This is a genomic window from Saccharothrix sp. S26 (assembly GCF_021390395.1).
In the GTDB taxonomy this organism is placed as follows: domain Bacteria; phylum Actinomycetota; class Actinomycetes; order Mycobacteriales; family Pseudonocardiaceae; genus Actinosynnema.
In genome coordinates this window covers 190,552-204,005 of the sequence record NZ_JAJUWT010000002.1, presented here as the reverse complement: position 1 = coordinate 204,005, position 13,454 = coordinate 190,552, and the positions used below count along the sequence as shown (strand labels likewise).

At 71.5% G+C, this 13,454-nt stretch carries 8 protein-coding genes; 2 read left to right on the top strand and 6 right to left on the bottom strand.

The features are described 5' to 3' along the window. Positions 1-26 precede the first annotated feature (26 nt). The 3 genes from LZG04_RS03430 to dctA form a co-directional block, all read right to left on the bottom strand. Positions 27-1,532, bottom strand: a complete 1,506-nt coding sequence (locus LZG04_RS03430; protein ID WP_233812986.1) for a glutamate synthase subunit beta — start codon at positions 1,530-1,532, stop codon at positions 27-29. Further along, a complete protein-coding gene (gltB, locus tag LZG04_RS03425; RefSeq protein WP_233812984.1) occupies positions 1,525-6,063 on the bottom strand; it encodes a glutamate synthase large subunit in 4,539 nt (1,512 codons plus the stop codon). Before gltB ends, LZG04_RS03430 begins: the two co-directional genes overlap by 8 nt. Before the next feature lie 352 nt (positions 6,064-6,415). Next, positions 6,416-7,786 carry a C4-dicarboxylate transporter DctA gene (dctA, locus tag LZG04_RS03420; RefSeq protein WP_233812982.1) on the bottom strand — a complete coding sequence of 457 codons (1,371 nt, stop codon included), beginning with the start codon at positions 7,784-7,786 and terminating at the stop codon, positions 6,416-6,418. A gap of 143 nt (positions 7,787-7,929) precedes the next feature. On the opposite strand from dctA, the gene LZG04_RS03415 reads away from it, so the two are divergent. Next, entirely contained in the window at positions 7,930-8,874 is a 945-nt protein-coding gene (locus LZG04_RS03415) for a TAXI family TRAP transporter solute-binding subunit (RefSeq protein ID WP_233812980.1), read from the top strand. A 917-nt stretch (positions 8,875-9,791) separates the two neighbouring features. Here LZG04_RS03415 and LZG04_RS03410 read toward each other — a convergent pair. After that, positions 9,792-11,147 (bottom strand): HAMP domain-containing sensor histidine kinase, encoded by a 1,356-nt coding sequence (locus LZG04_RS03410; protein ID WP_233812978.1) that lies wholly within the window; start codon positions 11,145-11,147, stop codon positions 9,792-9,794. A gap of 75 nt (positions 11,148-11,222) precedes the next feature. Between LZG04_RS03410 and LZG04_RS03405 the strand changes: the two genes are divergently transcribed. Next, complete coding sequence (locus LZG04_RS03405; RefSeq protein ID WP_233812976.1) at positions 11,223-11,753, top strand: hypothetical protein; 531 nt, start codon at positions 11,223-11,225, stop codon at positions 11,751-11,753. 7 nt (positions 11,754-11,760) lie between these two features. Here LZG04_RS03405 and LZG04_RS03400 read toward each other — a convergent pair whose 3' ends face one another. After that, positions 11,761-12,426 carry a response regulator transcription factor gene (locus tag LZG04_RS03400; protein ID WP_233812974.1) on the bottom strand — a complete coding sequence of 222 codons (666 nt, stop codon included), beginning with the start codon at positions 12,424-12,426 and terminating at the stop codon, positions 11,761-11,763. 5 nt (positions 12,427-12,431) lie between these two features. Next, the gene (gene lgt / locus LZG04_RS03395; protein ID WP_233812972.1) at positions 12,432-13,433 is read right to left on the bottom strand and encodes a prolipoprotein diacylglyceryl transferase; all 1,002 of its coding nucleotides are present in this window, start codon (positions 13,431-13,433) and stop codon (positions 12,432-12,434) included. Positions 13,434-13,454: the final 21 nt, after the last annotated feature.

Genomic DNA, 13,454 nt, shown 5'->3' with positions numbered 1-13,454 from the left:
TCCAGCGAAACGGCGGTCCGAGGGGGTTACACGACGGCCAGCGGGAGCATGTTGGGGATCACCGGGGACGGCAGGTCCGACGAGCCGGTCAGGTAGCGGTCCACCGCGTTGGCCACCGAACGGCCCTCCGCGATCGCCCACACGACCAGCGAAGCGCCCCGGTGCGCGTCACCGCAGACGAACACGCCGGGCGACTGGGTCTGCCAGTCCGAGCCGCACGAGATCGTGCCGCGCGAGGTGAGCTGGATGCCCAGCTCGTCCAGCAGCCGCATGTGCTCGACGCCCTCGAAGCCGATGGCCAGCAGCACGAGGTCCGCCGGCAGCACCTCGACCTCTTCGGACGTCGGCACGACCTGGCGGCGGCCGGAGGCGTCCTTCTCCACGCGCACCTTGCGCAGTTGGATCTGCCGCACGTGCCCGTCGTCGTCGCCGATGAACTTCTCCACCGCGACGGCGAACTTCCGCTCCCCCGCCTCCTCGTGCGCGGGGTACGTGCGCAGGATCCAGGGCCACGTCGGCCACGGCGAGCGCGCGTCGTCCCGAGTGGACGGTGGCATCGGGTACTGGTCGAGCTGCAGCACCGAGGCCGCGCCCTGCCGCGACGCCGTGCCGTAGCAGTCCGCGCCGGTGTCGCCGCCGCCGATGATCACGACGTGCTTGCCGGCCGCGTCGATCCCGGCCGGGCCGTCGCCCTCGCACGCCCGGTTCGCCGGCACGAGGTGCTCCATCGCCAGGTGGATGCCATCGAGGGAACGCCCCGGCGTGGTCGTGTCGTCACGGCCGCGCAGCGCGCCGACCGCGAGCACCACCGCGTCGAACCGCGCCCGCAGCTCCTCCACGGTGAGGTCCACCCCGACCTCGCAGCCGGTGACGAACTTCGTGCCCTCCTTGCGGAGCTGCGCGAGCCGCCGGTCGAGGACCTTCTTCTCCATCTTGAACTCGGGGATGCCGTAGCGGAGCAGCCCGCCGAGCCGGTCGTCCCGCTCGAACACGGTGACCTCGTGGCCCGCGCGCGTCAGCTGCTGCGCCGCGGCCAGCCCGGCCGGGCCGGACCCGACGACCGCGACCTTGCGGCCCGACGACACCTGCGACTGCGTCGGCTTGACCAGCCCCTGGTCCCACGACACGTCGGCGATGGCCTGCTCGACCCGCTTGATCGCGACCGGGCCGCCCGCGTCGTGGCTGATCGACAGCACGCACGCCGCCTCGCACGGCGCGGGGCACAGCCGGCCGGTGAACTCGGGGAAGTTGTTCGTCGCGTGCAGCCGGTCCGACGCGGTCTCCCAGTCGCCCCGGCGCACCAGGTCGTTCCACTCGGGGATCAGGTTGCCCAGCGGGCACCCGGCCGACCCGGAGTGGCAGAACGGGATGCCGCAGTCCATGCAGCGCGTCGCCTGCGTGCGCACCTCCGCGTCCCGCTGCTCGGCGGGCACGTCGAGGTACACCTCGTTCCAGTCGCCGAGCCGCTCGGCGGCGGGCCGCTTCTTCGGCTCGGACCGGGAGTGCTTGAGGAAACCGTACGGGTCAGCCACGGGATGCCTCCATGATCGCCTGGTCGACGTCCCTGCCCTCCGCGCGGGCGAGCCTCATCGCTTCGAGCACGCGCTGGTAGTCACCGGGCATGACCTTGGTGAACGACGCGGAACGCCGGGGCCAGTCGCCGAGCAGCGACGCGGCCACCGCCGAACCGGTGAGCTGGTGGTGGCGCTCCACCACCTCGCGCAGCCAGCGCAGGTCCTCCGCGCCGGGCCGCTGGAGCTCGACCATCGCGGTGTTGACCGCGGCCGGGTCGAGTTCCAGCACGTACGCGATGCCGCCGGACATGCCCGCGGCCAGGTTGCGGCCGGTCGGCCCGAGCACCACGGCCCGGCCGCCGGTCATGTACTCGAACGCGTGGTCGCCCACGCCCTCGGCCACGGCCAGCGCGCCCGAGTTGCGCACGCAGAACCGCTCGCCGACCCGTCCGCGCAGGAAGATCTCGCCGGACGTGGCGCCGTAGCCGATCACGTTGCCCGCGATGACCTGCTGCTCGGCGGCGAACGGCGCGTCCGGGTGCGGCCGCACGATGATCCGGCCGCCGGACAGGCCCTTGCCGACGTAGTCGTTGGCGTCGCCGATCATCTCCAGCGTGACGCCGCGCGGGATGAACGCGCCCAGCGACTGGCCCGCCGAACCGGTGAACGTCACGTGGATCGTGTCGTCGGGCAGCCCGTCGCCGCCGAACCGGCGGGTGACCTCCGCGCCGAGCAGCGTGCCGACGGTGCGGTTGACGTTGCGCAACGGCAGTTCCAGCCGCACCGGGCGGGCGTCGTTGAGCGCCGCGTCGGCGAGTTGGAGCAGCGTGCGGTCCAGCGCCTGCGCCAGGCCGTGGTCCTGCTCGCGGACCTTGCGCTTGGCCGTGCGGTAAGGCGTCTCGGGCACCTCGAACACCGGCGTCAGGTCCAGCCCGGCCGCCTTCCAGTGCTCGACGGCCTCGTCGGTCTTGAGCAGCTCGGCGTGGCCCACGGCCTCGTCGATCGTGCGGAAACCCAGTGAGGCCAGCAGTTCCCGGACTTCCTGCGCGACGAAGTGGAAGAAGTTGACCACGTGGTCGACCTGGCCGGTGAAGCGCTTGCGCAGTTCGGGGTTCTGCGTGGCGATGCCGACCGGGCACGTGTCCAGGTGGCAGACGCGCATCATGATGCAGCCCTCGACGATCAGCGGCGCGGTCGCGAAGCCGAACTCCTCCGCGCCCAGCAGCGCGGCGACCACCACGTCCCGGCCGGTGCGCATCGCGCCGTCGACCTGCACCGTGATCCGGTCGCGCAACCCGTTGAGCAGCAACGTCTGCTGGGTCTCGGCCAGGCCGATCTCCCACGGCGTGCCCGCGTGCTTGAGCGAGTTCAGCGGCGACGCGCCGGTGCCGCCGTCGTGGCCGGAAATCAGCACCACGTCCGCGTGCGCCTTCGCCACACCCGCGGCGACCGTGCCGACGCCGACCTCGCTGACCAGCTTCACGTGCACGCGGGCCTGCTCGTTGGCGTTCTTCAGGTCGTGGATGAGCTGCGCCAGGTCCTCGATCGAGTAGATGTCGTGGTGCGGCGGCGGCGAGATCAGGCCGACGCCCGGCGTGGAGTGCCGGGTCCGCGCGATCCACGGGTACACCTTGTAGCCGGGCAGTTGGCCGCCCTCGCCGGGCTTCGCGCCCTGCGCCATCTTGATCTGGATGTCGCTGGCGTTGACCAGGTACTCGCTGGTGACGCCGAACCGGCCGGACGCGACCTGCTTGACCGCGCTGCGCCGCTCCGGGTCGTACAGGCGCTCGGGGTCCTCGCCGCCCTCGCCGCTGTTGGACCGGCCGCCGAGCCGGTTCATCGCGATGGCCAGCGTCTCGTGCGCCTCCGCGGAGATCGACCCGTAGGACATCGCGCCGGTGTTGAACCGCTTGACGATCGAGGAGACCGGCTCGACCTCGTCGATCGGAACGGGCGTGCGGCCCTCGGTGCGGAACGAGAACAGGCCGCGCAGCAGGCCGCCCTGGCGGGCCAGCTTCTCCACCTCGTCGGTGTAGCGCCGGTAGACCTCTTCCCGACCGGTCTTGGTGGCGTGCTGGAGCAGGAACACCGTCTCCGGCGTGAACAGGTGCAGCTCGCCCTCGCGGCGGTAGGCGTACTCGCCGCCCACCTCCAGCCTGCGGTGCGCCCGGTCGGTCGGGTTGTCCGGGTGGGCGCGGCGGTGGCGCTGCGCGACCTCCTCGGCCAGCACGTCGAGGTCCGCGCCGCCGAGCTTGGACACCGTGCCGGTGAAGTACTCGTCCAGCAGCTCCTTCGACAGGCCGACGGCCTCGAACACCTGTGCCGCCGTGTACGCGCCGACGGTCGAGATGCCCATCTTCGACATGATCTTCAGCGTGCCCTTGACCAGGGCCGTCACATAGTTCCGCACGGCCTTGCGCGGCTCGATGCCGGTCACCGCGCCGGTGCTGATCATGTCTTCGATCGTCTCGAACGCCAGGTACGGGTTCACCGCGGCCGCGCCGTAGCTCAGCAGCGCGGCGATGTGGTGCACCTCGCGGGCGTCACCGGACTCCACGACCAGCGCCACGCGCAGCCGCTCCTTGGTGCGCACCAGGTGGTGGTGCACCGCGGAGACCAGCAGCAGCGACGGGATGGGGGCCATCCGGTGGTCGGAGTCGCGGTCGGACAGCACGAGCGTGCGCGCGCCGTTCGCGATCGCCTCGGACGCCTCGCGGCGCACCCGCTCGATCGCCGCGGCCAGCGCCGCGCCGCCGCCGTCCACTTCGTACAGTCCGGATAGGACGGTGCAGGCGAATCCCGGCAGGTCGCCGTCGTCGTTGATGTGGATGAGCTTGGCCAGCTCGTCGTTGTCGATCACCGGGTAGGTCAGCTTGATGTGCCGGCAGCTGACCGGGCCCGGCTCCAGCAGGTTCTGCTCCGGGCCCATCACCCGCGACACGCTGGTGACGATCTCCTCGCGGATCGCGTCCAGCGGCGGGTTCGTGACCTGGGCGAAGTTCTGCACGAAGTAGTCGTAGAGCAGCCGGGAGCGCTGCGAGAGCGCCGCCACCGGGGTGTCGGTGCCCATCGAGCCCAGCGGCTCCGCGCCGTTGGTGGACATCGGGGCGAGCAGGATCCGGAGCTCCTCCTCGGTGTAGCCGAACGTGAGCTGGCGGCGCACCACGGACTCGTGGCTCTGCACCACGTGCTCGCGGTCGGCCAGGTCGGCCAGCTCCAGCAGGCCCGCGTGCAGCCACTCGTCGTAGGGCAGCTCGTCGGCCAGCTTCGACTTGACCTCGTCGTCCTCGACCAGGCGACCCTCGACCGTGTCGACCAGGAACATGCGGCCCGGCTGCAACCGGCCCTTCGCCACGACCTGGTCGGCGGGCACGTCGAGCACACCGGTCTCCGAGGCCAGCACCACGCGGCCGTCGGCGGTCTGCCACCAACGGGCCGGGCGCAGGCCGTTGCGGTCGAGCACCGCGCCGACCAGCGAACCGTCGGTGAACGTCACGCACGCCGGGCCGTCCCACGGCTCCATCAGGCTCGCGTGGAACTCGTAGAACGCGCGGCGCTTCGGGTCCATCGAGGTGTGGTTCTCCCACGCCTCCGGGATCATCATCAGCACCGCGTGCGGCAGGCTCCGGCCGCCCAGGTGCAGCAGCTCCAGCACCTCGTCGAAGCTCGCCGAGTCCGAGCCCTCCGGGTGGCAGATCGGGAACAGCCTGCTCAGGTCGCCCGGGATCAGGTCGGAGGCCAGCAGCGCCTCGCGGGCCCGCATCCGGTTCCGGTTGCCCCGGACGGTGTTGATCTCACCGTTGTGGGCGACGTACCGGAACGGGTGCGCCAGCGGCCACGACGGGAACGTGTTCGTGGAGAAGCGGGAGTGGACCAGGGCGATCGCGCTCGCCAGCCGCTCGTCGCGCAGGTCGGGGAAGAACGCGGGCAGTTGGCCCGTGGTCAGCATCCCCTTGTAGACGATCGTGCGCGACGACAACGACGGGAAGTACGTGCCGACGTCGGCCGCCGCGCTCTCGTGCTCGACCCGCTTGCGCAAGGCGAACGTGAGGCGGTCCAGCTCGACGCCCCGCCGGCCCGTCTCGCTCGTGACGAACAGCATCGCGAAGTGCGGCATCACCGACCGGGCGGTCGGGCCCACGCCCGCGTGGTCGGCCGCCGTGGGCACGTCGCGCCAACCCAGGACCTCGAGGCCCTCCTCGGCGGCGACGCGCTCGGCCAGCGCGACCGCCTTCGCGCGGTGCTCGGCGTCGGCGGGCAGGAACGCGATGCCCGCGGCGTACGCGCCCGCCTCCGGCAGCTCGAAGTCCAGCACGTCGCGCAGGAACGCGTCGGGCAGTTGCAGCAGGATCCCGGCGCCGTCGCCGCTGGTCGGTTCGGCGCCCGCGGCACCTCGGTGTTCCAGGTTGGCCAGCGCGGTGAGCGCGTCGACGACGATGTCGTGCGAGCGCCGGCCCTTGATGTCGGCGACCATCGCCACACCGCAAGCGTCACGTTCCGCGGCGGGGTCGTAGAGCCCCTGCGGGGACGGGATGGCGGAGAAGATCACTGCGCAGACCTCCTTCGTCGTCCTTGGTGAAAGAACGAGTCCTCGTGTCCAGGTCCTGGAATCCGGGTGCTGGGCACGGGACGACGATGGCCCGCGTGTTGACGAGACTTTAACAGTCGCGAAACGGATCCACACCATCCTTCGGGTGATCTCGGTCGGCGACTGGTAACGATTCGACCGGTCCGAGCGATACCCCGGCCGGCCTTGTTACGCGTTGTTAAGCATAACCGAGCACGACCCCCCGCGCGCGCTGGTGAGAGCCGGCCGACACTGCCCGGCATACCGGGAGTCTGGACGAACCCGCAGGTGAGCCCCCGTGCCGCGACCGGCACAGGGGCTCTGCGGCCCGACCTCAGCGCGTGCCGACGGCCGCCGGTTCACGCTCCGTGACGACCTCGTCACCGTGCTGGCGTTCCATGAGGGCGTCCACGTCGATCTGAGACGGGTTGTCCATCACTTCGCGCAACCGCTCGCGGTCCAACTGGCCCTGCCACCGTGCCACCACGAGGGTGCCGACGCCGTTGCCGATGACGTTGGTGATGGCCCGCGCCTCGGACATGAACCGGTCGATGCCCACGATCAGGGCGATGCCGACCGCCGGGATGGCGCTGTTGCCCTCGAACGCGCTCAGCGACGCCGCCAGCGTGACCAGGCCCGCGCCCGTGACGCCCGCCGCGCCCTTGCTGGCCAGCAGCATGAACAGCAGCAGCCCGATCTGGGTGCCCAGGCCGACGTCCGTGCCGGTCGCCTGGGCGATGAAGATCGCGCCCATGGTCAGGTAGATGCACGTGCCGTCGAGGTTGAACGAGTAGCCGGTCGGGATGGTCAGGCCGACCACCGACTTGTCCGCTCCCGCCGCCTCCAGCTTCACCAGCATCCGCGGCAGCACCGTCTCCGACGACGACGTGCCCAGCACGATCAGCAGCTCGTCCTTGATGTAGCGGAGGAACTTGAAGATCGAGAACCCGGCGTACAGCGCCACCCCGCCCAGCACCACCAGCACGAACAGCAGGCAGGTCGCGTAGAACGAGCCCATCAGCCACGCCAGCTTGCCCAGGATCGAGCCGCCGAACTTGCCGATCGTGTAGGCGATGCCGCCGAACGCGCCGATCGGGGCCGCGTACATGACGATCTTGATGACGCCGAACATCACCTTGGCCGTCGTGTCCAGCGCCGACACGACCTTCTCGCCGCGCTTGCCCATGCCCGCCACGGCCACCGCGACCAGGATCGCGACCACCAGCACCTGGATCAACTGGCCGTCGGTGAACGCGCCCAGGAACGACTTCGGCACCAGGCCGAGGATGAAGCCCGTGACGCCGGTCTCGGCGGTCTTGGCGTCGGCGAGCGTCTTCTCCGCCGCGCCGTCGTTGATCGGGATGGACGCGCCGTGGTGGCCCGGCTGGACCAGGTTGACCACGATCAGGCCGATCGCCAGCGCGACCGTCGTCATCGCGGTGAAGTACAGGATGGTCCGCAGCGCGAGGCCGCCCGCCTTGGCCAGGTTGCCCAGGCCCGCGATGCCGACCACGACCGTGCAGAAGATCGTCGGCGCGATGACCACCTTCACCAGCGCGATGAAGAAGTCGGCCAGCCACTTCATGCCCGAGGCCTGGGCCGGGAACGCGTACCCGACGATCACGCCCAGCACGATCGACACCAACACCCAGAAGTAGAGGTGCTTGTAGATCGGTTTGCGCTCACGTGTTTGCGCGCTGACCACGTCTCCTCCAAAGGGGGACCGTTGGGAGTTGGTTCGTGATCCTGAGCACAGCCCGCCGCCGCGACAAGGCGTGCGGCGGAAACTTCAGATCCCTCTGACGTAACACCCCGTTCACCCGGAGGGGTGGGGTTACGCTGCTGTTCGTGCAGGTGTCCCGGCGTTCGGTGCTGCGTGCCGCGGCGGTCGCGGCCGTGCCCGGCTGGGTGGCCGGCTGCACGTCCACCACCCCGCCCGAGTTGGCCGAGCTCGTCCTGGCGACCGGGCCGGACGGCGCGGTGTTCCGCGAGATCGGCGGCGCGCTGGCCGCGGCACTGGCCGACGAGCTGCCGTCGACCCGGGTCGTGGAGCGGCAGACCGCCGCGTCGGTGGAGAACGTCCGGCTGCTGCGGTCCGGGGAGGTCCACCTCGGACTGTCCTCTTTGGATCCTCTGGTGGACGGCGCGTTGCTCAGCGCCGAGGATCCGGGCGGCATCAGCGCGGTGGGTCGGCTCTACGACAGCTTCATGCAGGTCGCCGTGCCCGCGAACTCGCCGTTGCGGACGTTGTCCGACCTGGCCGGGCGGCCGGTGTCGTTCGGGCCGTCGGAGTCGGGCACGGAGTTCACCGCGACGAGGCTGCTGTCGTTGCTGGGGATCGAGGTGGACGCGCGCCGGATGGCCCACGCCGACGCCGCCGAGGAGCTGATCGCCGGCTCGCTGGACGCGTTCCTGGCCCTGACCGGCATCCCCACGCCCGCCATCGCGGACAACCTGGGCCGGTTCCCGTTGCGCCTGCTCGACCTGCCCGCCGAGGCCGAGAAACTGGCCGAGGCCTACCCGGGGCCCTACGTCCCGGCCACCATCCCCGCCACCACCTACGGCAACTTGGGCCCGTGCCACACGTTCGCGGTGCCGAACCTGCTGCTGGCGAGGACCTCCCTGGACGCCGACGTGGTAGAGGTGGTGACCCGCACGGTGTTCACCCAGTCATCCCGGATCGCCGCGGGCCACCCGGAAGCCAGCCGGATCAACGTCCGAACGGGCATCGCCACGGGCCAAGTCCCCCTGCACCGGGGCGCAGAACGCTGGTTCCGCTCCACCAAGCGCTGACCCGCCATACCCAATGCCACCCGGCCACCCCCAGGTTGCACCGCCTCACTGATGATCACCCATAGGTGCGAAACCCCAAGAATCCCGAAACTTTCCCCATACCATTGACGTTGCCGGGAAAGAAGGAGGCGGCACCCACGGCCAGCGCCAGCACCAGCCCACCCCCAAGCGCAACCGACAGCCAAGGCACCCGCCCGACTCGACACCGCCCGAACGCCCGAACGCCAGCCACACACCGCACGCCCCGCCCCACACGCACCACCCCCACACCGCACGACACGCCCCCGCGCCCCGCGACGCGCACCCACAGGCACCCGCCCCCGCGCGGACCGCAGGCGCTCGCGACCCAGCAGCCCCACGGCCGACCGCACACAGCGGCTGGGCAGCGGTTGGGCTGGGCAGCGGTTGGGCTGAGCTGGGTCACCGACTGGGCTGGGTCACCGACTGGGCTGGGTCACCGACTGGGCTGGGTCACCGACTGGGCTGGGTCACCGACTGGGCTGGGTCACCGACTGGGCTGGGTCACCGACTGGGCTGGGTCACCGACTGGGCTGGGCACCGACTGGGCTCGGCACCGACTGGGCTCGGCACCGACTGGGCTCGGCACCGACTGGGCTCGGCACCGACTGGGCTCGGCACCGGCTGGGCTTGGCGAGGGCGGTGCATACGCGGGTGGGTCGGGCGGGTGGGCCGGGCGGGGTGAGGGCTCAGGCAGGCGGTCGGGCGGCTCGGGGATGCGCCGCTGGTCGCCTGCACGAGCCGCGACCCCGCACGACGATCGACGGACCCCGGCCCGCCGCGGACAGGGCGTTGAGCTGGTGGTCGGCGTTTGAGCAGGCTCAAGCTGAGTGCCTGAGTGCCTGAGTGCCTGAGTGCCTGAGTGCCTGAGTGCCTGAGTGCCTGAGTGCCTGGGTGGCTCAGGTGCGGAGGTGGATGGTGGCGTCCAGGCCGTGGGGGTCGGCTGGGTGCAGGGTCAGGTGGCCGCCGGCCGATTCGATCAGTTCGGCGCAGATGGCCAGGCCCAGGCCGGTGCCGGGGATGTTCTGGTGGCGGGGTGCGCGCCAGAAGCGGCTCAGGGCGGCGGAGCGTTCGTCGGCCGAGAGGCCCGTGCCGTCGTCGGTCACGTGGAGTTCCACGTGGTCGTTGGTGGGGGTGGCCCAGATCTTCACCGCGGTGCCGCCGGAGAGGCGGATGGCGTTGCCGACCAGTTCGTCCAGCACGCTGCCCAGGCCGCCCGGTGGTTCGAGGACGCGCAGGCCCGGTGGGACGTCGACCTCCAGGCGCATGTCGCCGGCCAACGCGCGCCAGCCGGGGACGTGGGTGGCGAGCAGGCCGTCCAGGTCGACCGGTTCGGCGGCGGATGCGCTGTCGAGGCGCGTGGCGGCCAGGAGGGCGTCCAGGACGCGGCCCATTTCCTCGGCCTCGTCGACGGCGATGCGCTGCGCCTCACGGCCCTCGTCGTCGGTGACGTGGTGTGCCAGGTTGTCGACCGCGAGGCGCAGGCTGGCCAAGGGGTTGCGCAGCTGGTGGGAGGCGTCGGCGACGAACGCGCGTTGCCGGCGCAGGGCCCGGCCGACGACGTCGACCATCGCGTTGAAGCTCGCGGCCAGCCGGCGCAGTTCCGGGGGGCCGCCCAGCTCGTCCGCGCGGGCGTCGAGCCGGCCGCCCGCGACGGCGGCGGTGGCCTCGTCCAGGGTGCGGACCGGGCGCAGGACCCAGCGCGACATCGGCCACGCGACCGCGACCACGCCCAGCATGGGGATCAGGCCGATCAACGCCAGCACGCCCCACTGGCGCAGGATCGCCGAACGCAGGCCGCCGGTCGGGGAGATCGTCACGACGGCGGCCACGACCTCGCTGTCGCGGCCCACCGGCTCGACCACGACGAGGTTCACCTCCTCCCACGGCCACACCGACTGGTCGGTCTCACCCCGGTAGCCGCCGAACGCCGCCCGCAGGCCCACCTCGACGTGCTCGTCGGTCAACGGGAACGGGGTGCGTGACGACTCCAGCACCGTGCCGTCGGTGCCGACCAGGGCCGCCGAGATGCCGTAGAGCTGGTCGTAACGGACCAGCTCCTCGCGCAACGCGGTCAGGCGGCCCGAGGCCAGGGCGTTCTCCGCCAGCGACGCGAACCGGCTCGCGTCACCCAACCGGTCGAGGTAGGTCTCCTGGCTCTCCCGCTGCACGACCGCGAACGCCAGCGGCACGCCGAGGGCCGCGACCAGGGCGACCAACAGCGGCACGATGAGGACCAGCAGGCGGCGCAGCACGCGGAAGCAACCTCCCGGAGTGACGTGCGTCATAGTGGGTGCGGGCTGTTCCGGCCCGCGGAAGGGGGAATGAGCATGCTACGCAAGGTTGCGGTGTTGCTCGCGGCGGTGACCGCGTTCGCCGTGGTGGCACCGGTGACGGCGTCGGCCGCCCGGTCCGCCTGCACGCCGGTCGACTGGGGCTCGGGCGCGAAGTACGCGTCCCAGACCACGGCCGGGTTGCTGACGAACATCCGGGCGGGCCGGCAGGAGTGCTACGACCGGCTGGTGTTCGACTTCGCCGGCGTCAACGACGGCTACACGGTGCAGTACGTGCCCGAGGTGACCCACGAGGGGTCGGGCAAGCCGGTGCCGTTGCGGGGCGGCGCGAAGTTGCAGATCACGGTGCACTCGCCGGCCTACGACCAGGACGGCAACCCGACCTACACCTACGCGAACGCGGCGGAGCTGGTCGACGTCACGGGCTACCAGACGTTCCGGCAGGTCGCGTGGGCCGGGTCGTTCGAGGGGCAGACGACGGTCGGGCTCGGTGTGCGGGCCCTGCTGCCGTTCCGGGTGTTCACGCTGAGCAACCGGGTCGTGGTGGACGTCGCCCACGTGTGGTGACCGGCGGTCAGGTGTGGGCTGCCACCCGGTAGCCCACACCCCGGATCGTCTCGATGCGCACCGCGTCGCCGAGCTTGCCGCGCAGCGCGGCGATGTGGGTGTCCAGGGTGCGTGACGGTGCTTCCCAGTGCGCCTGCCACACCTGGTCCACGATCAGGTCACGGCTCACGACGGTGCCCGCGCGGCCGACCAGCAGGGCGAGCAGGTCGAACTCCTTGCGGGTCAGCGGCACCGGTTCGCCGTTGATCCTGGCTTCGCGGCCCGCCGGGTCGAGGGTGAGCGGGCCGAGCGTGATCTCGTGCTCGCGTGCGGCGGCACGGGCCGCGCGGGTGCGGCGGAGCACGGCTTCGATGCGGGCCAGCAGCTCGGCGGTGCCGAACGGCTTGACCACGTAGTCGTCCGCGCCGAGGCGCAGGCCGAGCACGCGTTCGCGCTCCTCGCCGCGGGCGGTGACGGTGATGATCGCGGTGCCGGTGCGGTGGCGGAGTTCGCGCAGCACGTCGAGGCCGTCGCCGTCGGGCAGGCCCAGGTCGAGCAGCACGACGTCCGCCGGTGGTGCGGTCAGCGCCGCGGCGGCCGTGCCCACGCGGTGGACCTCGTAGCCGGCGTGCCGCAGCGCGATGAGCAGCCCACGCGCCACCCGGTCGTCATCTTCGACGACGAGGATGCGCATGGCCCCTACTGGTCCGGCTTGTCGCCGGTGTCCGCGGGCTTCTCGGGCGCGGCCTTCGTGTCGGGGACGGTCGTCCCCTCGGCGTCGGTCTCCGGTTCGGCCCCGCTCGCGCGCGGGGAGTCGGGCGTCTCGGTCGAGGCGGACGGGTCCTCGCGCACGATGACCTCGCGGGGGCCCCTCTTCGCGGCGAGCAGGAAGTAGGCGACCGCGCCGAGGAACACCACGACCGAGGTGATGACGTTGATCCGCAGCCCGAACACCTCGGTGGCCGGGTCGGTGCGCATGAGCTCGATCCAGAACCGGCCGGCCGTGTAGCCCGCGACGTACAGCGCGAACACGCGGCCGTGGCCGAGCCGGAACTTCCGGTCGGCCCACACGATGAGCAGCGCCACGCCGAGGTTCCACAGCAGCTCGTAGAGGAACGTCGGGTGCACGATCTCGATCGGGGTGTGGTCCAGCGCCACGCCGCCCAGGTCGTCCTTGAAGCCGGTGTCCGGGTCGACGCGCTCGTAGATCTCCAGGCCCCACGGCAGCGTGGTGGGACCGCCGTAGAGCTCCTGGTTGAAGTAGTTGCCGAGGCGGCCGATGGCCTGCGCGGCGACGATGCCGGGCGCGAGCGCGTCCGCCATCGCGGGCAGCGGGATGCCCTTGCGCCGGCACCCGATCCACGCGCCCACGCCACCGAGCGCGATGGCACCCCAGATGCCCAGGCCGCCGTTCCAGATGGCCAGGGCTTCGAGCGGGTTGCGGCCCTCCCCGAAGTACTTGTGGTAGTCCGTCGCCACGTGGTAGAGCCGCCCGCCGACCAGGCCGAACGGGACCGCGAAGACGGCGATGTCGGTGACCTCGCCCTTCAGGCCGCCCCGCGCCACCCAGCGGCGCTCACCCCACCAGATGGCCAGGATGATGCCGAGGATGATGCACAGCGCGTAGGCGCGGATCGGGATCGGTCCCAGTTGCCACACGCCCTGGTCGGGGCTGGGGATCGTCGCGAGGTAAGTCGTCACCACGGCCACCACCGTAGTGGG

Coding starts and splice junctions, on each gene's coding strand:
- LZG04_RS03400 (WP_233812974.1), bottom strand. CDS start 12,426: ATGCGCATCCTCGTCGTCGAAGATGACGACCGGGTGGCGCGTGGGCTG.
- LZG04_RS03405 (WP_233812976.1), top strand. CDS start 11,223: ATGCTACGCAAGGTTGCGGTGTTGCTCGCGGCGGTGACCGCGTTCGCC.